At 42.2% G+C, this 21,793-nt stretch carries 21 protein-coding genes; 6 read left to right on the forward strand and 15 right to left on the reverse strand.

Annotation, left to right across the window (positions count from 1 at the left end; translation table 11 throughout):
* The first annotated feature begins 28 nt into the window (after positions 1 to 28).
* The 3 genes from P2W82_RS00545 to P2W82_RS00555 all read left to right on the forward strand — a co-directional run bounded on the left by P2W82_RS00545 (position 29) and on the right by P2W82_RS00555 (position 2,239).
* Positions 29 to 817 (forward strand): HipA family kinase, encoded by a 789-nt coding sequence (locus tag P2W82_RS00545; RefSeq protein ID WP_336513871.1) that lies wholly within the window; start codon positions 29 to 31, stop codon positions 815 to 817.
* Positions 795 to 1,178 carry a DUF3037 domain-containing protein gene (locus P2W82_RS00550; RefSeq protein WP_336513872.1) on the forward strand — a complete coding sequence of 128 codons (384 nt, stop codon included), beginning with the start codon at positions 795 to 797 and terminating at the stop codon, positions 1,176 to 1,178. Before P2W82_RS00545 ends, P2W82_RS00550 begins: the two co-directional genes overlap by 23 nt.
* A gap of 299 nt (positions 1,179 to 1,477) precedes the next feature.
* A complete protein-coding gene (locus P2W82_RS00555; protein ID WP_336513873.1) occupies positions 1,478 to 2,239 on the forward strand; it encodes a hypothetical protein in 762 nt (253 codons plus the stop codon).
* Here the strand turns inward: P2W82_RS00555 and P2W82_RS00560 are convergent.
* From P2W82_RS00560 to P2W82_RS00575, 4 genes are read right to left on the reverse strand one after another with little or no spacing between them, the layout of a single operon-like run.
* On the reverse strand, positions 2,236 to 2,829 hold the full coding sequence (locus tag P2W82_RS00560; protein ID WP_336513874.1) for a DapH/DapD/GlmU-related protein: 594 nt from the start codon (positions 2,827 to 2,829) through the stop codon (positions 2,236 to 2,238). The two genes, P2W82_RS00555 and P2W82_RS00560, sit on opposite strands and share 4 nt — an antisense overlap.
* On the reverse strand, positions 2,826 to 3,209 hold the full coding sequence (gloA2, locus tag P2W82_RS00565; RefSeq protein ID WP_336513875.1) for an SMU1112c/YaeR family gloxylase I-like metalloprotein: 384 nt from the start codon (positions 3,207 to 3,209) through the stop codon (positions 2,826 to 2,828). The genes P2W82_RS00560 and gloA2 overlap by 4 nt, the downstream gene beginning before the upstream one ends.
* 11 nt (positions 3,210 to 3,220) lie before the next feature.
* Positions 3,221 to 3,589: a DUF1304 domain-containing protein gene (locus P2W82_RS00570; RefSeq protein ID WP_336513876.1), complete on the reverse strand. Its 369-nt coding sequence runs from the start codon at positions 3,587 to 3,589 to the stop codon at positions 3,221 to 3,223.
* A gap of 5 nt (positions 3,590 to 3,594) precedes the next feature.
* Positions 3,595 to 5,220: a carboxylesterase/lipase family protein gene (locus P2W82_RS00575; protein ID WP_336513877.1), complete on the reverse strand. Its 1,626-nt coding sequence runs from the start codon at positions 5,218 to 5,220 to the stop codon at positions 3,595 to 3,597.
* A 658-nt stretch (positions 5,221 to 5,878) separates the two neighbouring features.
* Here P2W82_RS00575 and P2W82_RS00580 point away from each other — a divergent pair.
* The gene (locus P2W82_RS00580; protein WP_336513878.1) at positions 5,879 to 6,046 is read left to right on the forward strand and encodes a hypothetical protein; all 168 of its coding nucleotides are present in this window, start codon (positions 5,879 to 5,881) and stop codon (positions 6,044 to 6,046) included.
* Between the two features lie 155 nt (positions 6,047 to 6,201).
* Here P2W82_RS00580 and P2W82_RS00585 read toward each other — a convergent pair whose 3' ends face one another.
* The 8 genes from P2W82_RS00585 to P2W82_RS00620 form a co-directional block, all read right to left on the reverse strand.
* Complete coding sequence (locus tag P2W82_RS00585) at positions 6,202 to 6,690, reverse strand: DUF1579 family protein (RefSeq protein ID WP_336513879.1); 489 nt, start codon at positions 6,688 to 6,690, stop codon at positions 6,202 to 6,204.
* Positions 6,691 to 6,724: 34 nt separating this feature from the next.
* The gene (locus tag P2W82_RS00590; RefSeq protein ID WP_336513880.1) at positions 6,725 to 7,264 is read right to left on the reverse strand and encodes a cupin domain-containing protein; all 540 of its coding nucleotides are present in this window, start codon (positions 7,262 to 7,264) and stop codon (positions 6,725 to 6,727) included.
* Positions 7,265 to 7,354: 90 nt separating this feature from the next.
* Positions 7,355 to 7,849 carry a hypothetical protein gene (locus P2W82_RS00595; RefSeq protein ID WP_336513881.1) on the reverse strand — a complete coding sequence of 165 codons (495 nt, stop codon included), beginning with the start codon at positions 7,847 to 7,849 and terminating at the stop codon, positions 7,355 to 7,357.
* 174 nt (positions 7,850 to 8,023) lie between these two features.
* Positions 8,024 to 8,815, reverse strand: coding sequence for an NUMOD4 domain-containing protein (locus P2W82_RS00600; protein WP_336513882.1), 792 nt, complete (start codon positions 8,813 to 8,815; stop codon positions 8,024 to 8,026).
* A 333-nt stretch (positions 8,816 to 9,148) separates the two neighbouring features.
* Positions 9,149 to 11,101, reverse strand: a complete 1,953-nt coding sequence (gene dnaG, locus P2W82_RS00605; RefSeq protein WP_336513883.1) for a DNA primase — start codon at positions 11,099 to 11,101, stop codon at positions 9,149 to 9,151.
* A gap of 122 nt (positions 11,102 to 11,223) precedes the next feature.
* On the reverse strand, positions 11,224 to 13,395 hold the full coding sequence (locus P2W82_RS00610; RefSeq protein WP_336513884.1) for a c-type cytochrome domain-containing protein: 2,172 nt from the start codon (positions 13,393 to 13,395) through the stop codon (positions 11,224 to 11,226).
* 41 nt (positions 13,396 to 13,436) lie between these two features.
* Positions 13,437 to 14,888, reverse strand: coding sequence for a DUF1501 domain-containing protein (locus P2W82_RS00615; protein WP_336513885.1), 1,452 nt, complete (start codon positions 14,886 to 14,888; stop codon positions 13,437 to 13,439).
* Between the two features lie 2 nt (positions 14,889 to 14,890).
* Positions 14,891 to 17,248, reverse strand: a complete 2,358-nt coding sequence (locus P2W82_RS00620) for a PSD1 and planctomycete cytochrome C domain-containing protein (protein ID WP_336513886.1) — start codon at positions 17,246 to 17,248, stop codon at positions 14,891 to 14,893.
* A 215-nt stretch (positions 17,249 to 17,463) separates the two neighbouring features.
* Here P2W82_RS00620 and P2W82_RS00625 point away from each other — a divergent pair, with 215 nt between their 5' ends.
* Positions 17,464 to 17,844: a hypothetical protein gene (locus tag P2W82_RS00625; protein ID WP_336513887.1), complete on the forward strand. Its 381-nt coding sequence runs from the start codon at positions 17,464 to 17,466 to the stop codon at positions 17,842 to 17,844.
* Positions 17,845 to 17,966: 122 nt separating this feature from the next.
* A complete protein-coding gene (locus P2W82_RS00630) occupies positions 17,967 to 20,102 on the forward strand; it encodes an elongation factor G (RefSeq protein WP_336513888.1) in 2,136 nt (711 codons plus the stop codon).
* 47 nt (positions 20,103 to 20,149) lie between these two features.
* Here P2W82_RS00630 and P2W82_RS00635 read toward each other — a convergent pair whose 3' ends face one another.
* From P2W82_RS00635 to P2W82_RS00645, 3 genes are all read right to left on the reverse strand, one after another.
* The gene (locus P2W82_RS00635) at positions 20,150 to 20,353 is read right to left on the reverse strand and encodes a dodecin family protein (protein ID WP_336513889.1); all 204 of its coding nucleotides are present in this window, start codon (positions 20,351 to 20,353) and stop codon (positions 20,150 to 20,152) included.
* Between the two features lie 97 nt (positions 20,354 to 20,450).
* A complete protein-coding gene (locus P2W82_RS00640) occupies positions 20,451 to 20,843 on the reverse strand; it encodes a hypothetical protein (RefSeq protein ID WP_336513890.1) in 393 nt (130 codons plus the stop codon).
* A 57-nt stretch (positions 20,844 to 20,900) separates the two neighbouring features.
* A complete protein-coding gene (locus tag P2W82_RS00645; protein WP_336513891.1) occupies positions 20,901 to 21,782 on the reverse strand; it encodes a bestrophin family protein in 882 nt (293 codons plus the stop codon).
* Positions 21,783 to 21,793 lie beyond the last annotated feature (11 nt).

Genomic DNA, 21,793 nt, shown 5'->3' on the forward strand with positions numbered 1-21,793 from the left:
TATTGCAACATTGTTCAACAATATGTAAATGCTTCCTGAATTAAGATCGGTTATGGTTACCCGCTATGTGACACCCCTGCGCGAAGGCGGATCTTTACCTGCTATTGCAGAAGCGGATGATGGGTTTCTTTATGTGATTAAATTCAGAGGGGCGGGGCAGGGTGTGAAAGCGTTGATAGCAGAGTTGATCGGTTCTGAATTGGCAAGATCAGCCGGGTTTAAAATCCCTGAACTTGTCTTTGCAACTCTTGATGAAGCATTCGGGAGGACGGAACCAGATGAAGAAATACAGGACCTGCTGAAAAGAAGCCAGGGACTTAATCTTGGTCTTCATTATTTATCAGGTTCTATCACCTTCGATCCTGTGGTAACAAAACCTGATGCGCAGTTTGCATCGCGGATGGTGTGGCTGGATGCGTTTCTTACTAATGTTGACCGTACGGTAAAAAATACAAACATGCTCTGGTGGAATAAGGAAATTTGGCTGATTGATTTCGGAGCTTCATTATACTTTCATCACAATTGGGAAAACCGTACCGGTCAGGCTGGGAAACCGTTTTTGCAGATCAAAGACCATGTATTACTGCCATGGGCAACCGAACTCGAACAGGCTGATCATTTCTTCAAAAATCTCGTCAGCGAAAAAATGATCAGCGATATCGTTGCTTCGATTCCGGATGCCTGGTTAAAAGAAACTGTTTTTGATGAAAGTCCAGACGATATACGTACTGCTTATTTTGATTTTCTTACGGAACGGATAAAGCATTCTGCCACTTTTGTAAAAACTGCCGAAGATGCCAGATCTGCTGTTGTTTGAGTATGCTGTCATACGCGTGGTCCCGCGTGTGGAGCGCGAGGAATTTATCAATGCAGGAATCGTTGTCTACTGTAAGCAGCAGCAGTTCCTGGAAGCCAGCATTTCTCTGAATAAGGCAAAATTGTATTCAATTTATGCTGAAGCAGATTTTGAAAAGATTCAAGAATATCTCTGTGTTTTCCTGAAAGTTTGCGCAGGAACTCCGGATTCAGGCCCTATTGGAAAGTTGGATCCGGGTTCGCGGTTCCGCTGGCTCACAGCTACAAGAAGCACAATCGTACAAAGCTCAAAAGTTCATCCCGGCTTCACGAGTGACCCTAAATTGACCTTACAGAAATTATTTGATCAGCTTGTTGTCTGACAAGTCAGCAGTATCAGATATACTTTCCTGATTTCCACCTTTTGAATAGCTGCAGAATATGGTCATCATTCTAATCCAGGTAAATTGGGAAAAATATTCAGACTCTAGTGTATTAATATCGATTCGGCAATTCAGAAGGATTGGCTAAAACCAGTTGAAAATTTAAAGCAGAATAGATTCTGTTTGTTTCATTTTTTAATATTTGCAGATGAGACCGTAGGTAAATTGCATTAAGGTTTTCCCAATTTTTCCCAACCAAGATATCGATGACAGTAGTAAATAGTTTAAACTGCATTGCAATGAAACATCTTTTTTCTCTCTTGATTTTCTTTTCGATCGCAAGTGTGCTTTCGGCTCAGCAAAAAAATTCCGCATCTAATAAGTGGAGAGTTTCGGTAAAGCCATACCTGATGTTTCCGAAGATGAAAGGGACTACCGGTATAGGTGAATTGCCGGATGCAGATATAGATGCAGATGCGGCAGATATATTCCACAAACTGAAGATGGGCGCAATGTTATACTTCGAAGTCGGTAATGATAAATGGGCTTTTGGTTCGGATATCATTTACATGAAACTCAAACAGGAAGTCAGCTCCTCCCGTCTGGTAAATTCCGGGAACGTTACGGCAAAACAGTTTGCATGGGAATTGACTGCGTTACGCAGGATTACGCCGTGGCTGGAGGTGGGTATAGGCGGATTGCTGAACTCTTTAAATATGCACGTAGACCTGAACACGAATAACGTCGGTGGTGGTGTAACGAACCGTTCGCGCGCTATTTCAAAAACATGGGTGGATCCGATGTTGATAGCACGGGTTAGAAATAAAAACGATGTGAAGTTTCTTTACAATATCCAGGGAGAAATTGGAGGTTTTGGAATCGGCTCTGAATTTGCCTGGCAGGTACAGGCCTATGCCGGATACAGGTTTTCGAAATTGTTTCAGCTGACAGGAGGTTATCGATTCATCGGAATAAATTACGATACAGGTGAAGGAGCTGACAGGTTTAAATACGATATGGATACTTTTGGGCCAGTTCTCAGACTTGGTTTCGACTTTTAATAAAGCGTCAGACGGCCAATGATTGTTTGTTTCTTCAGAATGCTTCCAGGTGAAAGAACAGCATTGGCTCCTATTTTACAATCATCTCCAACAAGTGCTCCGAACTTTATAACTCCTGTCTCAAAAATATCTTCGTCAACCTTGATACGGATCATTTTGTCAATGCGATCATTATGGTGATTGGCAATAATTGCACCGGCTTCGATATTTACATGACTTCCAATGATACTATCACCAATAAAATTAAAATGAGCCGCTGCGGAATGGCTGCAGAAAATACTTGTCTTGATTTCTACTGACGGGCCGATACTGACGTTTGCTTCAAGAATGACGCCACCGCGTAAATAGGCATGAGCGCCGATAAAACAATTTGCATGAATAATGGCTGGTGCTTTTATTATCACTCCGGTTTCAACAACAGCTGTGCGGTGAACCGCAACGTTATCATTGATTAAATAATTACTGTCAAGTTTCTCAATCAACGACGATATGGTTTCCGGTAATTGGGATGTGATATGCCACGGCATCAGCTTTTCTATTGAAGGAAAAACTGATGCAAAAGATGCGATGTAGTTAGTAATTGAAATCATTGCTCGTACAATTCAAGGGGCAAGCCATCAGGGTCAGCAAAAAAGGTAAATCGTTTTTCAGTATATGGGTCAATTCTGACCGGCTCAGTTTCGACTCCTTTGCTGGTGAGGTCTGCAATTGCAGCATCTATGTCTTCTACCTCGAACGCCAGGTGCCTCATGCCCTGCGCTTCAGGCCTTGATGGACGTGGTGGTGCTCCGGGAAATGAAAAAAGCTCAATTATATATTCTCCATTTAATGTGAGGTCGAGTTTGTAAGATTGTCGTTCTGCACGATAAACTTCACGCACTGCATTCAGTCCTAATACCTCTGTATAAAAATGTTTTGACCTTTCGTAGTCGCCGCAGATAATAGCGATATGATGAACTTTTTTCAACATGAACTTTTCATTTAGATTTTACCCAGCATCAGCAGGGCTATTGGTATTAATGCCGGTAACGCCTGAACGAAGAAGATCTTTTTATCAGCAGTAACGGTTCCAAAAATTCCTGCAACAGCAACACACGTGAGAAAGAATAGTGTAATATTTAATTTCCATTCATGATTTTCAATAAAAAAGGTCCAGATCAATCCAGCTGCAAGAAAACCATTATACAGACCCTGGTTGGCCGCAAGCGCTTTTGTCGGTTCAAATAATTCGGGTTTGAATTGTTTAAAAACCTTTCTTGCTCTTGTGGTCCATGCAAACATCTCCAGCCAAACGATATACAGATGAATTAGTATCACGACGACGATAAAAATCTGAATGATGATTTGCATAGTATTTATTTCATCATGAATGAATATAGAAAATCAAGACCTGCTTTTCCTGGCATTTTACCGGCTGCCGATTTATCAGAAAAAATCATGACTTCAGTTCCTGAAGGTGTGAAAACTGGCCACTTCGGTAGTCCTTCACCGTTAGGATTACCGATTTTTGCAAAATTCACCCAGTAGCTAAGCATATCTGCAGAAATTTTACGATCGATATCCTGCAGATCCCTGTTGAAATATTTGAGATTGCCTAATGCATACGGAACTTCCGCAGTATGAAATGCTCCGTATTTGACATAATCAGGAGATGCCGGCGGCTTTCGGGAAAAATGATAAACATATGCAGGGTTTTTTCGTGCTGATTGAAATGATGCCCATTTGTAATTCGGTAAAGCAAAGATCATATCCCTGCTGATGGCCACCTGCGAAGCCATCGCCTGCTCTTCTGTTTCTGCAGGGAAATATTTCAGGTATTCGATAACGTCAGTCCCGTATTTTGCTGTGGCTTCAGTTACATAGGCATCCCTGGATTTATATGCAAACACCAACCCTTCATCAGCATTCCATCCTGTGAGCAAAGGAACGTCAGCAACATTTCCTTTCTTAAATAATTCGGCAACCGGCGCAGGTAATACATAGCCATCGGCGATCGGACGGATACCGGCAATCCTCGCTTTCATCAATGTTTCGGCGGATGTATTCCGCATGTCGGCAAGGGTAAACACATTTAATCCATCGGTAATTTTTTTACCCTCCGCCTCGGCCATAACCAGGTCAGTTGGTTTTACTTTAGGATCTGCAATTACTGAAGAGCCACTCTCGGCAATCGCTCTGTGAAACAATCCTTTCGCAAGGGGAGATGCAACCAATGTACATACGCTGAAAGATCCTGCAGACTGTCCCGCAATAGTAACATTCGAAGGATCACCACCGAAAGCAGAAATATTTTCAGCAACCCATTTTAAAGCGGCGATCTGGTCCATGATACCATAATTTCCGGAAGCCCGATGAGGTGACTCTTTTGTGAGTTCAGGATGAGCAAAAAAGCCAAATATCCCAACACGATAATTAAATGAAACAAACACTACGCCTTTCTCAGCCATCGCTGTACCATCATAAATATCACATGCACTTCCTCCGCTGGTGAAACCACCGCCGTAGATCCATACAAAAACAGGTTTCTTTTCTGTACTCGTTTTTGCGGAGGTCCAAATATTGAGGTATAAACAATCTTCACTAATTGGATTTTCGGGAATCAGAAATTCACGCGTGTAAACCATGAAAGGAGTTGGCTTAGCCTGCATCGGACTGGGCCCGAACTGATCTGCCATTTTTATTTCGGTCCATGGGGCAGGGGGCATGGGCTCACGCCAGCGTAAATTACCTACCGGCGGTGCAGCGAAGGGAATTCCTTTAAATGCGTAAACACCGGCAGCACTCACCTGTTTCCCCGATACCGGGCCGTATTTTGTTCGTACATCCTTCCGCGCGCTGAAATTCTGCCCGAATATAATCTGAGTCGAGACAAGCATCAGTAAAACCAGCGTCGCACACCTAATAATTTCAGTCTTTGTTTTAATAGCATTTAAACCAGGGACAATCCAAACAGTGGAAAGTACCAAGAGATTTTTAATCATTGTTCATTTAGATTACGGCAATAGTTGAATGGAGTACTAAAATAGTGAAATAGTTCAGGGAAGTTCAGAGTTTATAGTTCATTGTCCATAGAAGTGGTTAGTTACTGGCCTGACTACCGGCAGGCAGGTCTGTTTTCTATTTCCGGAAGACTGAGACGAACTTATGATGCTCATTGCAAGATCTGCTGCCTGTCGCCTCTTGCCTGGGTGTTCAAAAAACCCGTTCAAAGTTGAAAGCCGGTTCAGTTAGCCAACCGCCGGCTGGCAACACATGTTTTTGACCAGCTTGCTTTTCCGGGTTCATTCCAGTTCTAAAGAAAAATCTACCTGAAGATTTCAATGTCCGAATGACTGTTGCCAACTCATCATACTCATTGTGCCTATCTGTTGCCTGTTGCCACTTGCCTGGCTGGTCAAACTATGAACCATAAACCAAACATTAACCTTTCATTAAACGAAAGATGCGGAAATTTGTATAGTAAGAAAAGCAGTAAGCATATAAACCATAACTGCTGTTGATTGTTTCTCATCTATGTTTCTTCGCTTTCTTAAAAACGGTACAACGAGTACTGTTGAATTGTAACCTCCTGAATAAGGTTTGAATCTAACACCTGCGATGACAGTCATCTGTTATCTGGTATCCTTTGAAACCTGACCTATGGATAAACAGGTAGAATCGGTAGAAATTACCGGGGTGATTTGTATAATGGTTTTATTGATTGTCATCTCTGCCATGCATCAGGCTTTCATCAATGAAAATGAAAGTCTTGAAAAATATTTCCTTACCCTGGTTGTTGTCTTGATACCAATATGTGAAGCCCGTTAGAATGAAAATTCCTTGAAACCCCATTAGAGTCCATACTTTAGGAAGACCAAAAGGATGCTGATCGCAGTCATCCTTACCCCGGGAAGCCGCATTTTTACAATTGCGGCTTCTATTTTACGTACCACACCCGCCTGTCGCACCGGCGGTTTCAAAGTTTAACGAAAAGACATCTCAATGGCAAGCTGATCCGGTCCTCCGGGTTCGATATTATATGCTTTGATAGATAATCCTTCCCCGGTTTTCTCAATGACTGTTCTCCATCCCCAGTATTCAGGATTTTCTCCACCTGTTGAATATTTTCCCAGCACATTAAATGAATTGCTGGTATAAGGTCCGCTGGCATGCATTATACCCGTGCCCATATGAAATGTATCCACCCACGCCATTTGCCAGGAATTATCCAGCAGATGCAAACCCACTATCATCCAACCTTCAAAAGATTTTCCCTGCAATGAACTTTTATATCTGAGTTGTACAAAGCGTTTATCAAACATCGGTTCAATTGTAGCTACTACAGGAGATTCATCGGCTACAACGCCAGGTTCAAAATAAGTTTTTGATGTTCCTTTCCAATCACCAATGAATTGAAGAAGATAACTATGGCCACCAGATGCCAGGGAGTTTTCCAGTTTTGAGCCACTCATTCTTTTAAAAGTTAAGTGCAGCTAAAATACAGCTTTAGCAATAGCTGCGCATAAGTAAATCTTCAACACCTTTTTGGCGTGCTTTTTTTGCTTTACGAAGAATGAAAGGCTCGATCAATGACATCCAACCGGTCAGCCTTGTGTCTGTAAGATCCAGTATGATCGCAAGATGATCGAATTTACTGGGTACACCTTTCCTGTTGGTTTTGCCATCTGAAGCAAGTCCGTAGGCAATCCTCAATCCGTTTTCAAAACCTTCATTTCCCGGAGAGATTCTTACCTGGAAGACGATGGTTTCGTTTGATTCATTAAAAAACCGATGCAATTCGTTTATGTATGCTGTTGCTGTTTCACCAGGTTTTAAAACGATCTTTCCGAATTTTTTTTCAATGCTTAGATTACCGGAAATAGCAGTAAACTCTTCATTGAAACTGGTGTGATAGTGCAATCCATTTCCGCCGCCAGGTGCTAACTCGATCTGTAACAAAAGATATTCTCCGGAAGTTTCCTTCGTCGATTTAATGATGTTGACCCTGTCTTTGATAATGGGATTTTCAAATACTCTTTTTTCCATTGCTCACTTTTAAGTAAAATTAAAAATGAGTATTCGCTAGGAAAATAAGGAGAGTTGTGAAATGACTAATTGCCTGTATGAACTGACTGTTTATCTTTCACGGAAGCTAAACTTTTGCGTCGACAAGGTATTATTGATATACTGATTCAGCATTTCTACGCCGGTCTCATTCGAATCTGTATAGGGGGAGGGAAAAGTGATGACTGCAAAATTCTTCTTAGCCGTAATAAAAAGCCTGGTTAGTTTATTGTCGTTATAAATTTTAATCGTGTCGCCATCACTCAGGTGAAAAGATTTATAGTCATCAAATCTTTCCTTTACCGTGGTTGCGATATTTCTTCCGTCTTTCCCGGCAAACTCAATTCTGCCTTTGCCATGTTTATCCAGAGCGAGGTATGCAAGTCCTATAAAACCTTCGTTGAAACTAATGTAGTAAGGTTGGATTTTCTGTACGTCCATCGTTATTCCAATGGAAGAAACGATTTCAGGTTCTACAGGTTTTTCCTGTTCGCTTTTTTCACATGAGAAGAGAAAAATCAATAATGCAGGTAAAATTGCGGCTTTTGCAGTGTTTGTAATGTGCATTTCAAAGGTTTAGCAATAAAATAAATAGAAAAACCTTGAAATGACAAGCTCATGCTGAAAAAATTTTGCCGTTTATATTTCACTTGAAATAATTTTCATATGCAAAGTGAAAAGGAACTTATGCATACACCGACATGAAGTTGTGATTTCGCTTAAAGAAAACAGGTTTTCATATTATTTTGCCGCTTCAACATCCGCCCAGTTTTCACCTCTTTTGATGCGGAGAATCTGTGTGTTTGTGACTTTAAATTGTTTTACCAATGTGCGCATCGGCTTACCCTGGTTTAGCAATTTTTTAAGCAGCATCACTTTTGTAACGGTAAGTTTATTTGATCCTGATTCCTGCTTGCGGAATGTCCTGAGTTTTTTTTCTTCGATTACTTTCGGACTTAATTGCTGATGACTGTAATTTTCCTCGGGAGTCATCCATTTCAGATTATTTACTTTATTATTGAGTTTATCATGATCAAGATGAGCTACGATCGTTTGCTCTGCGGTGGGGGTAGGAAGAAAATATTCCGCAACGAGGCGATGATATAAAGCGTGGTAGTGAATTGTTCTGTTCTTCAGATCCTGCGCATATTTCTTGCTGAGCGAAGATTTCAAAGTTGTCAGCAATTCCATTGCAGCATCTACTTCCTTCTTCGTTTCAAAATAACTTGCGTCATGTTTCTTTTTAATTTTCAACGCATGCTTTTTGGGACTGATCTTTTTATAAAGTTTACTGATCTGCTCCTGGAGATAAGCAAAATGGGCTTCTGTTTTAGGGTCCCTTGCCTTGAAAAATTTCAGTCTGACGATCCTGTATCCATTAGTCAGTGATCCCTTGAGTAGATTTCCTTCTTTATTCTTTTTATGAAAGGAACGTAGCCTGCCCAGGTTGGATATTTCAAACCGGCTCTCATTCGCGTACTCAAAATCAAACACAACTGGCTTCCAGATTTCGCCTGAATACTCTTTTTGCATGATCACAATATGTTCTGATGGTTCGGGGAATAGATCAAACTAAAACGGCCGGGTGTTGAAGAAGTACGGGAAAATCCCAGTGCCCCCGGTTAGCGGATTTAGCCATTCGGTTCGAAGTGCCAAGATACTACAATTATTATAGTTTGAAAATTTAAATAATAAAAAATCATAAAATGCAAAACAAACAAATGTGTGACAAGGGGGGTAAATCCTTACTGGTAAACACTTTCATCGGAATTAACGAGTATCAGTTACTAACGGTGAAGTCTCCACGTAGATCCGCCCTAAATAAGCCTTATTCCGGTTTTAACGCTGTTTATCTTGTCTAGACAATTAACGGAGTATAACCGTACCGGTTAGCCTGGTAAGATCTATTTCCAGTTCTTTGAGGTGTTGGTGAGTCTGGAGAAGTGTTAATAATTCCTCACCTGTTGGGTTTTTTTCAAGATCCTGCTGATTTTCCAGGATCATTCTGCGGATCTTTCTAAGCTTCAGATAATTCACGCTGGACAGAACATCCTGTTTATATAATTCCTCCCTGGTAGGCATAGGGCCATCGTAGTATTCTTTCCATTTCGGACTGATCTCATCCTGCGTATTTGTGATATCCACTGAAAGCTGACTGATCTGAACATCTTCGTAATACAAAAAATTCTTAGGTCCCGGGGCGAGTCCCTCTTCGTACCAGGTCTTGAACAGTTCGATCATCTGAAGCAGCTTTTTATTATCGAGAAGATCGTAGAGTCCATTTACCTCCATTTCACTAAACACAAAATCAGCAACCGTCTGGTTATCATCCCAGGGTTTATTCCCAAACTCAATCAGGGATCGAACCATTGCTCTTTCGTTCAGTTCATCTTTAAAAATGAGAAAAAGCGCCTCTTCATCTTTTCCACCGTCGTTAACCTTTGGTGTTGCGTCATCTGTCCTGTTTTCAGGTGCTGTCTTCGCGGCTTTTTTTTCCTCCTTGGTAATCTTCTCTCTTATGAACTGGTTCACCAGTGTTGTTAAACCAGCCTCGTCAATTTTCATGAGCTCAGCACTCCGATGGATATAATCCTGTTGCCTGGTAAAATCTTCTGCTTTATTCAATCTGGCGATTGTCTCCGCAATCTGGTTTACCAAAGCAGCCTTTCTTGTGCTGTCATTTCCCGCTTCTTTCAAAGAGTTTTCTACCTGGAAAAGGATGATGTCCTTTTTTGAACTTTTGATAAAATCCTTGAAAGCGTCTGCGCCCACTTTTCGCACATAAGAATCCGGATCTTCTTTATCAGGTATAAGTACCAACTGTACATTCAAGCCTTCTTCAATAGCGAGATCAAGCCCACGTAGTGCGGCTTTGATACCTGCATTGTCTCCATCGTAAATGATGGTGAGGTTATTCGAATATTTTTTTATCAGCCGGAGCTGGTCAGGTGTTAGTGAAGTACCTCCGGATGCAACCACGTTTTCAATTCCAGCCTGGTGAAGCGATATAACATCGGTATAACCTTCCACCAGCAGACATTCATTTTCGCGATCGATAGCATGACGCGCGAAATAAGAACCGTAAAGAATTCTGCTCTTTACATATATCTCATTTTCCGGAGTATTGATGTACTTCGGTGCACGGTCATTTTTAGCAATGATTCTCGCACCAAATCCCAGCACTTTTCCACTTTGGTTATGAATGGGGAAAATGATGCGTCCATGATAGTTGTCTGCAGGTTTGTTATCCCTGATAACGATCAATCCGCTTTTCTGCAGAAGATCCTGGCTGTACTGCGCTGCTAATGCTGCTTTTGCAAAACTGTCTCTCGCAGCCGGGTTATAACCGAGCTGAAACTTTTTTATGGTCTCATCATTGAATCCGCGTTCTTTTAAATAGGAAAGACCGATATCAGTTCCTTCTTCAGCATTGTACAACTGATCAGAAAAAAATTTCTGTGCAAATTGATTCAGTATATATAAGCTATCTGCAGTTTGTTGCTGCTGCCGGAATTCAGGACTTGTTTCCGATTCAACAATTTCAATGCCATAACGGTTCGCCAGCCATCGAAGAGCTTCCACATACGAGTACTTCTCATGTTCCATGAGAAAGCCAATCGTGTTGCCACTTCTGCCGCATCCAAAGCATTTGTAAATTTCCTTCGCAGGAGAAACCGTAAATGAGGGGGTTTTCTCATTGTGGAAAGGACATAGACCGAGGTAATTGGTGCCCCGTCTTTTCAGTCGTACGAATTCACCAACAACCTCAATAATGTCAATTTTAGATTGTATCTCCTGTATGGTCTGCTGCGGAATCAAAATGAGCTAAAAGTGGAAAGTTGAATGTTTAAAGTAGAGAAAAAGAATAAAGTTAATCCAATGAGTTTAAAATGAATTTAAGAACAAGGGGCTGTTCCACTTTTGACTTTCCACTTTTTGTCTTATTCAAAAAATAATTCATCGATAAATATCCATCCTTTCTGGCCTTTACCACCATGCCATTGAGGCAGCTTCTGAACATTAAGTGCATCAATTTGTATGTATTTGTAACTGCCTGGTTTGATATTGACCGCGTATGGCTTTATTCTCGCAGGTCCGTATTTAGTAGGCTGTTCCGGAATCAGCTGACCGATCTGAACAAGATGGGCAGAATCGTTTCCTCCTTTGATTACAATTTTTTCCGGTGGGAAAAGGTACCCGCCGGTATTATCGGCAAGGCTTAAAGTAATTTTCGAAAGTTGTGTTGCCTCTTTGAAAGTTACCACCGCACCGAAAGGACGATCCCGGAAACCCAGCCAGTTCATGAGATTATTTCTGATATCTCCTTTTTCGTTATCGATCAGGTTATTTCCGCCTTCGAGAGCGTATCGCGGATCTGGCGCATGCGTAAGTCTTACATCCACCGGACTTTTTCCAGAAACAAATAGTTGGTATTCACTGACAGGACTGCTATACCAGCCCGGTAAAACTGCAATCGCTTTAATCGTCATCGGGCTGTCAATCCTGATCGGATCTTTATAAATAACGCCAGTAATACTATCAGGATCTTTACCATCTGTTGTAAATCTTATTATAGTGCCGGGCAGCGAATGTTTTAATATGACATCTCTTCCTTTCGCTACTACCAGTGTGTCAGGATTTTTAAGCTGCGGAGCTGTAAGCCTTAATTTTTCAGCTGTATCAGGCACATACCCGCGATTCCATTTGACTAAAGGGAAGCGTTTGTTAAGATCTTTTACGGCATTGCTATCAACAGGCGTATTCCAAAGAAATACTTCTTTTAAGGATGAGATCTCTTTAAGTTTTTCAAGATATTTTAAATCCACTTTTGTATTTGCAAGAGAAATCGATGTCAGTTTTTCGCAGGATTTCAGATCTGAAAAACCCGATCCTGTGATATCGGTTCCATTCAGTATAAGGTGTTCGAGGTTGTTGAAGGTGGCAATCTCTTTTAGCACATCATCTTTTACCGGCATATTGGAAAGATTGAGTCCAACAATCTGCGTTTTGATGGTTCGCAGCGCCGTGAGCATCTCCGGTTTGTAGTACGCACGAACAAAGAAACTTACATTGAGCGCAGGTGAGTTTTTTGCGCGGGGACTGATTGTACGGAATGGGCTTACCAACTGCGCCAATATTTTTTCATCAGCAGCTGCAAAGGAGTATGTTGTAGTATCGGTTATAATTTCATTTTCGGTCTGGATAAATCCTGCTGCCATTTTTCTCAGGCTGTCGTCAATGGCATATTCACGAAAAGTTTTCCTGGTATCTGCGCCATAGGAAATCCAGGTCTCGATTAAATTGATTTCAAGATCAGTCAGTTGCGGCTTGCCTTTCGGTGGCATATGTTTTTTCTCCGATGGATCCATCATCACTCTCTGCATGATATGACTGTTGAGCGGATTACCGGCCACCCACAACGGACCATCCTTTCCACCTTTCAGCATGCGGTCGACATCAGTCATCACCAGGTTCCCTTTTGCTTTTTTCTCATTGTGGCAGGAAAAACATTTTGCTTCAAGGATAGGAACGACTGCAGCTTCAAACACAGCGCTGCTATCAGAATATACTCTTTGTTTTTTAACAACAACTTCTTCAACCTCCCCGCCGGTAAGAAAATCTTCACCGTGAGTGAGTGAACCCCCATAATGACTTCCCGCAATCATGAATGCACATTCCAACAGAACAAGGCCGTTAATCAGTTTTGCATTAAACCACTGATATGTATAACCGAGCCAGATGAGGAAACAAAGGATAGCTGTTACCGAACCTGTGATCAGATGGGTCTTAAGCAATTCCGGATCATAACCTCCTGCGATCGAAAGAAACAATCCTGTAAGCGCACTGATCGTGACAAAAAATGCAGCATGAAGGAGAATGAATCCAAATACATTGTCCATTGCATTATGATCACCAAAAGATTTTCTGAAAAATGCAAATACAGGAAGAAGGAGAATCAGTACAATCGGGAAATGCAATAACAGCGGATGAAATCTGCCGCTTCCCTGCAACCATACAGGCACAGCAAGATGATCTTTAAACAACAGCAGGATGATCAGGATTCCCTGCAACAAAAAAACAAGGTTGGCAAGAATCGAACGATACGTTGACATGAAGGTCTGCTCAGGGTTGATTTTAGAATAGGGTACTGTTACTAGGCAAGAATATCTTTCACAACGGTTCCCTCAACATCAGTAAGCCTGTACCGGCGACCCAGATGTCGATATGTAAATTGCTCATGACGCATGCCCAGCAGGTGCAACATGGTCGCATGAAAATCATGCACACTTACCGGATCCTTCACGATATTATAGCCAAATTCATCAGTTTCTCCATAGGAAATTCCAGGCTTCACTCCACCGCCTGCCATCCAGATGGAAAAACATTTCGGATGATGATCCCTTCCGTAATTGTCTTTTGATAAATCGCCCTGACAGTAATTTGTTCTTCCGAATTCGCCACCCCAAACTACGAGTGTTTCATCAAGAAGTCCCCGTTGTTTAAGATCCTGCACCAATGCAGCAGAAGCGCGATCCACGTCCTGCGCCTGCAATGGCATTTCGCCAACAAGATTGCCATGCTGGTCCCATCCCTGGTGATACAATTGAACAAATCGAACCCCGGCTTCGGAAAGCTTACGGGCAAGCAGACAGTTTGCAGCGTATGTACCTGGCACAAGACAATCAGCTCCATACATTTTTACGATATGGTCGGGCTCGCGGCTCAGATCTGTCAGCTCGGGCACTGCAGTCTGCATCCTGTACGACATTTCATATTGCTGAATCTTAGTCTGAATTTCAGGATCGCCTGTTTTATCAAATGCCATGTTGTTCAGCTTTGCCAGTTCATCCAGCATATCCCTTCGGGACACTTTATCCTGGCCCTGTGGATTTTTCAGATACAGGACCGGATCTTCTCCGCTGCTGAAAACAACGCCCTGGTGAACACTATCAAGAAATCCATTGGTCCAAAGCTTGCTGTAAACACCTTGTCCGTTTCCACGACCGCGCGAAAGCAGTACACAAAATGCAGGGAGATTTTTATTATCACTTCCTAAACCATAACTCATCCATGCACCCATACTTGGTCTGTTGCCCTGTTGTGCACCTGTCTGGAAAAAAGTAAGCGCCGGATCATGGTTAATGGCATCGGTATGGATAGTTTTTATCACACAGATATCATCGGCAATCCTGGCCATATTGGGAAACATCTCGCTCACCCATGTACCAGACTGACCATGCTGATCGAATTTAAATGCTGATCCCACCAGTGGAAATTTTTTCTGGCCAGAAGTCATTCCTGTCAGGCGCTGACCCATGCGAACAGATGCAGGCAAATCCTGCCCCAGCATGTCAGCAAGCTTAGGCTTATAATCGAATGTTTCCAGTTGCGAGGGTGCACCGTTCTGAAAAAGATAGATGACTCTTTTCGCTTTTGGCGCAAAGTGGGGCAGGCCTGCTAACAAGGCCTGTGTGTCATCTTCCTTTTTGCCAAAAAGATCCGGTAACAAAAGCGATCCGAGCGCAACACCGCCGATTCCCAAACCGGCCTTTGTCAGGAAATGTCTTCTCGTGGTGTTTAGCCGGAATTTATTGAATTCGTCCATAATCAGGATTTTGTTGTTGCTTCTTCCAGGTTATACAACATATGTACTACCTGCATCAGTGAAGCGTGTTTTACTGGATCAATAGTTTTATCAACTTTATATTCCCCGACGCTGATAAACTGGACAGCACGGGTTTTGTCAGCACTGAATCTTTCGTTCTCTTTTTTGTAATAAGCGTTGATTGAATTTATTTCATCCTTCGAAGGTTGACGACATAAAATCAATCGGTATGCTTTCAGAATTTTTTCATCTTCTGTTGATGATTCTTTAATAAGATTTTCTGATAATACTCTTGCAGCTTCCAGCACCTGTGGATCATTCAGAATAACCAAAGCCTGCAATGGAGTATTTGTGCGAATACGATTTACCTCACACTGGTCCCTTGTACTGGCATCGAAAATCAGCATGGATGGGGGAGGGGCCGTTCTCTTTATAAATGTATACATTCCTCTTCTGTAAAGACGATCACCATGATCCTGTACATATTTACTGAGCTGTCCGCGACCGGATGTACTGGACTCCCATATCCCTTTGGGTTGATAAGGCTTCACACTTGGCCCGCCGATATCCATGTTCAACAAACCACTGCTGGCAAGAATATAATCTCTTGTTAATTCTGCGGTTAGCCGTAAACGTGGGGCGTGCGAATACCATTTATTTTCAGGATCTTTTTCCATTTGTTTTTTGCTGATGGCTGCAGACTGGCGATACGTCGAAGACATCATGATTTGCTTCACGAGCCTTTTAATATCCCACCCGTGCTCACGGAAATCTGATGCCAGCCAATCCAGTAATTCAGGATGAGTGGGAAGATCTCCCTGCATTCCAAAATCTCCAATTGTTTTTACAATCCCTTTTCCAAAGAATTCCAACCACATCCTGTTTACAAATACTCTCGCCGTTAACGGATTTTTTGGATCGAATAACCATTGCGCAAGACCCAGCCTGTTAGGTTGATAAGTGATTGTATCAAACGGAAGAATTGCTTTTGGAAGATTCATCTGCACCGTATCGCCGGGTTGATCATATACCCCGCGATTCAGTACACGGGTTACCCTCCGCACACTGCTGTCTTTCATGATCATCACGGTTACGGCGCCTGTATCTTTTTTATTGATGAATCGCAGGATACTATCAACATCTTTTGTGGTGATCTTCATGTTTGGAGGATCTGCAAGAGATGCGAGAGAAATATCTCCAACCAGGCCTTTTTCATTTACCTGGTTAAAAAAGGCAAATGTTCCATAATAATCTTTCTGAGCAACCGGATCATATTTGTGATCGTGGCATTTCGCACACTCAAATGTTATTGAGAGAAATGCTTTTCCGAAAGTGTTTGTTCTGTCAGTTACATACTCAAGTCGATACTCTTCGTCGATAACTCCACCCTCCTGAGTGATTTTATGATTTCTGTTAAAACCGGAAGCGAGCAGTTGTTCCTTGCCGGGATTATCCATGAGGTCTCCTGCAAGTTGCCAGGTGACAAATTTTTCATAAGAATAATTTGCATTAAACGCATGAATGACCCAATCGCGCCATGGCCACATGGTACGTGTGCCATCATCCTGGTAACCGTGACTGTCAGCATATCTTGCAACGTCAAGCCAGGGCAAGGCCATTTTTTCCCCGAAATGTGGATTGGCAAGAAGAGTATCAATCATTTTTTCATATGCATTGTCCGATTTGTCATTCATGAATGCATCCTGCATCGACAATGTGGGCGGAAGTCCGGTGAGATCGAGACTTGCTCTTCTTAAAAGTTGTTCTTTAGTTGCTTCTTCATTGGGCTTCAGTCCGGCTGCTTTCTGTTGCTGAAGGATGAACTTATCAATTTCATTTTTCGACCAGTCATCGCTTTTTATTTCGGGAACAACAGGCTTTTCCGGAGCAATAAAGGCCCAGTGCTTTTTGTATTTCGCACCCTGGGCGATCCATTTTTTAATAATTTCTATTTCATTTGGCGTAAGTACAAGATTAGAGGAAGGAGGGGGCATGAGGACCGAAGTATCGGCAGAACTAATTCGGAGAAACAATTCTGAATTCAATGGGTCGCCGGCAACAAGTACATGCCTTAAAGAATCATCTTTAAGCGCGGCAAAGGCGCCTTCTTCCGTATCGAGCCTCAGGCCGGCTTCTCTGGCAGCTGCATCCGGCCCGTGGCATTTGAAACAACGGTCGGATAAAATAGGCCTTACATGAAAATTGAAATCAATAGTACCGGGTACGCTGGCACCTGCGTCTGCATCACCATTACAACGGGAGAAAACGGCGATGATCAACACTATTGCTATAACGATTAAAACCGGGAACCTCAGCGAAAATTTTGACAGATACAGACGAAGCCTTACCACTGATATCATATGCAAGATTGGGATGTTAAAAATACAGTTTTTGTTTCTATAGATATTAAAAAAAGCCAGTCCGGCTCAACAATAAAACGCCTGCAGATGTTGTGAAACAGGAACTATTCTTTGATTTGTATTTTCAGAAAAAGGGTTTAAATTTAAAGTAATGATCCCTCCTTTTGGAAATCCGCCAGAATTCTCTCCTTTTTTTTAACCTAAATTGCTTTCCAATGGTTCAGACAGATCTCGCACAGCTCACCAGGGAGTGCAGCTCCTGGAAAGAGAGTTTACGTAATTCCCGCTCAGAACTCTCCGTTTACAGAAACAAACTCCAGGAAGTAGTTTCTCATCCTATTAGTAAGGCCGCACTCCCGGAAGTAGAACATTACGACAATCAGTTCGACATTCAGCTCTCGAACATCAATCACCTCAAGCATGCTATCAAAGAGCATGAACGACTCGCCTCAGCAGATTTTATTCAGAAGAATCAGACAACTGCTGAAATTTTGTGGGAAAAACATGAACAGCTTCATGATGAGTACCAGCGACTGGAAAATACCATATCGGAATTAAAAAACGATTTCAGCTCATTTGTAACTAAGGTCGGATAACAGCAACGATACTTTCGGGCCCGATCTGATTTTCATTTTACTTAACTGCAGCGATCAGCTATTGACCAGCTGGCGGGCCGGTTTGAAGTGTCGTCATTTCTTCACACTCTAAATTGTTTGTCATGCCTGAATTTGATAGCTCTCATGTAAAAAATATTGTCTTGCTCGGTCATGCCGGATCGGGTAAGACCACCTTAGCGGAATGCATGCTCTTCGAAGCAAACATCATCAATCGCCGCGGTGCAGTACAGGATAAGAACACTGTCGGCGACTACCACGAGCTTGAACAGGAAAGAGGAAATTCCATTTTTTCAAAACTCATGCACACGCGCTGGCGCGGCTACAAAATCAATATCATAGATACCCCCGGTTATGATGATTTTAATGGCGAAGTGATATCTGCTCTTCGTGTAGCCGACACCGGTGTATTGTTGTTAAACGCATCTATGGGCGTTGAGGTTGGTTCAGATATCATCTGGGACTATACTGAAAAATTTAAAACGCCCATGATACTTGCCATCAATAAGCTGGATCATGAAAAAGCAGATTTCGATAAAACATTACTGCAGGCCAAAGCACATTTTGGATCGGGTGTTGTTGCTGTTCAGTACCCACTGGAAACCGGTCCGGGATTCAATAGCATCATCGATGTTTTAAAAATGACGATGTATGTTTTTCCTGCAGGAGGTGGAAAGCCGGAGAAAAAGCCCATCCCGGAGTCAGAAAAAGAAAAGGCAGAACAATTGCATAAAGATCTGGTGGAAACAGTTGCAGTGAATGATGAAACACTTATGGAACATTACCTTGAAAAAGGTGAACTGGATGAAGATGAAATGCGTGAAGGGTTAAAAAAATCGCTGATCAGGCATGATATTTTTCCTGTGTTTTGTCTTTCTGCAGAAAAAGATATGGGCAGCGGTCGCTTGATGGGCTTTATCGACAATGTTTGCCCCAGCGCCAACGAGATGCCACCACAAAAAACGATGGGTGGTGAAAGCATTACCTGTGACCCTAACGGTCCTGCCTGCATATTTGTTTACAAGACGACTTCGGAACCACATGTTGGAGAACTATCCTTCTTCAAAGTCTATTCGGGTGTTGTGAAATCGGGAATGGAACTGGTCAATGAAGAGAATAACATAACAGAGAAGATCAATCAGCTTTTTATTGTGGAAGGAAATAAAAGAACAGCGGTAAACGAACTCGTTGCCGGTGATATCGGCGCTACACTGAAGCTGAAACATACGCATGTTAATAACACTCTCCATGTAAAAGGAAAAAATTACGCTTTAAATCCGATTGAGTTTCCTGCGGCAAACATGACCGTAGCAATCGAGCCCCTGAAAAAAGGTGAAGAGGATAAATTGTCACAGGCATTACATGCTATCCGGGAGGAAGATCCTACAATCACCATTGAAGTTTCTCCCGAACTGAAACAGATCCTGCTTCATTCGCAGGGAGAAATGCATCTGGCAGTGGCAAAGTGGAAAATAGAGCATGTGCACAAAGTTGATGTGAAATTTACAAAGCCGCGTATCCCTTACCGTGAGACGATCCGCAAACCATCCGAATCAACCTACCGGCATAAAAAGCAATCAGGAGGAGCCGGGCAATTTGGCGAAGTCTTTATGCGTATTGAACCCTGGCATGAAGGAATGCCTGATCCTAAGGGTCTTACTGTTCGCTCAAGGGAAGAGCATCCGTTGGAGTGGGGTGGTAAGCTGGTATATTACAATTGCATTGTGGGTGGTGCCATCGACACGCGGTTTCTCCCATCAATTCTGAAAGGCGTTATGGAGAAAATGCATGAGGGACCACTTACGGGATCCAAGGTTCGTGATATCCGCGTATCCGTCTACGATGGTAAAATGCACCCTGTCGACAGCAATGACATCTCGTTCAAAATTGCGGGAATGATGGCTTTCAAGCAGGCCTTTCAACAGGCGGATCCGCAGTTGCTGGAACCCATCTGGCACCTGGACGTTTTCTGTCCGGATGATCTTACCGGTGCTGTCATGGGTGATCTGCAGACTCGACGTGCAATTGTTGAGGGAATAGACAATGAAGGTCATTTCAGAAAAATCTCCGCAAAAGTTCCTTTGGCAGAAATGGATGGATATTCTTCATCTCTCAGATCGGTAACACAGGGCCGCGCAAAATTCCATATGCACTTTGATGAATATGCCCCCGTGCCATTTGAGATGCAGAAAAAGCTGATCGAGGATTATCATAAAACGGCAACAGCAGAATTGGTCTGATTAAAAAATCCTGCAACAGATGATCGGACTGTTGCAGGATCTTTTTTCTATTCATCAAGTCTGAAAGATATTTTACAGATCGCACCCCAGGTAGTGATCTTTCCGTTTTTTACATGACACTTGATGTCTTTCACGTACAATGAATCAATATTTCTCACTGTTTTTGACGCTTCCTTTACACCTGTTTTTATTGCATCTTCTAATCCCTTATCAGATGACGCTATAATTTCAATGACTTTTACAACTGGCATTTGATTTTATTTTGAAGTGAAAAAATGAATGTTGCTTATGTATGATCAGAGTGATCAATGCCGTAAAAAATTAATCGACTGAAGGCCGGAGAATTTTTTAATCAAGAAGAGTAAAGGGGATCGTCAGTTTACTGGTGTTGCCGGATCCATCAACCGCAGTCAATCTGAAAATATAGTTTCCTTTGAGATGTTCAGATAGGCGGATACTTTCATCAATTACCTGCGAACGTCCGGATGTTATACCCAGTTCCTTGTGCATGCGGACAAAGGAAGTGCCAGGGTCAATAATATCCCAGCCAACCGTTCTTAGACTCTGATCATCAGTAACAACAACTTTCACACAAAGCGGAAGTCCGTGATCGATTTCAGGAATATCGAAAGGATAGATAAGTTCGATGCCGGGATTATTGAGATCATGCAATTCTTCTGTTTTATCACATGCCGCAAACAGCAGCGAGCAAATAATTAACAGAATGAATAACCTGTGCATCTGAAAAATTTGGAACATCTTAAAGTTCCGAACTTTTTTCCAGATAGCATATTTTCTTTACAGTAAAATTTCCCTGACGTGCTTCTGAATATTTTCGGCTATTTTCCGGAGAGGGAGATCATTCGAATCAGAGCCGAACGGATCTTCAATTTCTTCTGCTATTAATTCAATACTGGTTAATACATAGAAAACAAAAATGACTACCGGAATCATATAATATCCAAGAGAAAATACAAAACCCAGCGGCATGGTCATCGTATAAAAGAAAATGAATTTTTTTATAAAGATGGAATAGGACATAGGGATTGGAGTGTTCTTGATCCTTTCGCATGCCCCGCAGATTTCTGTAAGAGACTGCATTTCCGGGAGTAATGTCTGCAACTGAAATCCGTCGATTTTTCCTTCTTTATGCAGCCGGTATATTCTTGCGTTTATGGAACGTGCTACCTGGTTAGGCATGTGTTTTCCCGAATCCAGGTCATGAAATTCAGGATGCAATTCTTCATCGAGTGTAAAACGGGTCGATTCCGCCTGGAGAAGATCTCTTAAAACAAAAGCAAAAAATGGAATTGCTTTCGAGAAAAAATTTCTGTCGCTATGATCGCCAGCGGGAAGTATAGCGTGCAGTTTAATAGCCATGTTCCTGCTGCTGTTTACCAGTGATCCCCAGAGTCGGCGACCCTCCCACCAACGTTCGTAGGCTGTATTTGTTCTGAATACAAGTAATAAGGAAATCACAAAGGTGAGCATGCTGTGAAGCAGCGTCAGATTTTTCAGCAAATCGCGTTGCGTTGTTCTCACAAATTTCAACTCCATATATCCCACCAGCCACGAATAAAGTCCGATGGCAAAAAGCAGCGGCAGCAGACGGCGGAAAGTATCAGATTTATGAAAACGAAAAATAAAAGTGAACCAGTCTTTTGGATTATAAGCTATCACGAGGTCTGTTT

It is taken from the genome of Pollutibacter soli (genome assembly GCA_029269725.1).
Lineage (GTDB): Bacteria > Bacteroidota > Bacteroidia > Chitinophagales > Chitinophagaceae > Pollutibacter > Pollutibacter soli.

What these genes read in the sequence shown, in the direction of transcription:
- P2W82_RS00595 (WP_336513881.1), bottom strand. Translation starts at nt 7,849, where the DNA reads ATGCACATTACAAACACTGCAAAAGCCGCAATTTTACCTGCATTATTG.
- P2W82_RS00580 (WP_336513878.1), top strand. Translation starts at nt 5,879, where the DNA reads ATGGATAAACAGGTAGAATCGGTAGAAATTACCGGGGTGATTTGTATA.
- P2W82_RS00640 (WP_336513890.1), bottom strand. Translation starts at nt 20,843, where the DNA reads ATGCACAGGTTATTCATTCTGTTAATTATTTGCTCGCTGCTGTTTGCG.
- P2W82_RS00630 (WP_336513888.1), top strand. Translation starts at nt 17,967, where the DNA reads ATGCCTGAATTTGATAGCTCTCATGTAAAAAATATTGTCTTGCTCGGT.
- P2W82_RS00610 (WP_336513884.1), bottom strand. Translation starts at nt 13,395, where the DNA reads ATGTCAACGTATCGTTCGATTCTTGCCAACCTTGTTTTTTTGTTGCAG.
- P2W82_RS00600 (WP_336513882.1), bottom strand. Translation starts at nt 8,815, where the DNA reads ATGCAAAAAGAGTATTCAGGCGAAATCTGGAAGCCAGTTGTGTTTGAT.
- P2W82_RS00545 (WP_336513871.1), top strand. Translation starts at nt 29, where the DNA reads ATGCTTCCTGAATTAAGATCGGTTATGGTTACCCGCTATGTGACACCC.
- P2W82_RS00635 (WP_336513889.1), bottom strand. Translation starts at nt 20,353, where the DNA reads ATGCCAGTTGTAAAAGTCATTGAAATTATAGCGTCATCTGATAAGGGA.
- P2W82_RS00625 (WP_336513887.1), top strand. Translation starts at nt 17,464, where the DNA reads ATGGTTCAGACAGATCTCGCACAGCTCACCAGGGAGTGCAGCTCCTGG.
- P2W82_RS00555 (WP_336513873.1), top strand. Translation starts at nt 1,478, where the DNA reads ATGAAACATCTTTTTTCTCTCTTGATTTTCTTTTCGATCGCAAGTGTG.
- P2W82_RS00570 (WP_336513876.1), bottom strand. Translation starts at nt 3,589, where the DNA reads ATGCAAATCATCATTCAGATTTTTATCGTCGTCGTGATACTAATTCAT.
- P2W82_RS00615 (WP_336513885.1), bottom strand. Translation starts at nt 14,888, where the DNA reads ATGGACGAATTCAATAAATTCCGGCTAAACACCACGAGAAGACATTTC.
- P2W82_RS00590 (WP_336513880.1), bottom strand. Translation starts at nt 7,264, where the DNA reads ATGGAAAAAAGAGTATTTGAAAATCCCATTATCAAAGACAGGGTCAAC.
- gloA2 (WP_336513875.1), bottom strand. Translation starts at nt 3,209, where the DNA reads ATGTTGAAAAAAGTTCATCATATCGCTATTATCTGCGGCGACTACGAA.
- P2W82_RS00620 (WP_336513886.1), bottom strand. Translation starts at nt 17,248, where the DNA reads ATGATATCAGTGGTAAGGCTTCGTCTGTATCTGTCAAAATTTTCGCTG.
- P2W82_RS00560 (WP_336513874.1), bottom strand. Translation starts at nt 2,829, where the DNA reads ATGATTTCAATTACTAACTACATCGCATCTTTTGCATCAGTTTTTCCT.
- P2W82_RS00550 (WP_336513872.1), top strand. Translation starts at nt 795, where the DNA reads ATGCCAGATCTGCTGTTGTTTGAGTATGCTGTCATACGCGTGGTCCCG.
- P2W82_RS00585 (WP_336513879.1), bottom strand. Translation starts at nt 6,690, where the DNA reads ATGAGTGGCTCAAAACTGGAAAACTCCCTGGCATCTGGTGGCCATAGT.
- P2W82_RS00575 (WP_336513877.1), bottom strand. Translation starts at nt 5,220, where the DNA reads ATGATTAAAAATCTCTTGGTACTTTCCACTGTTTGGATTGTCCCTGGT.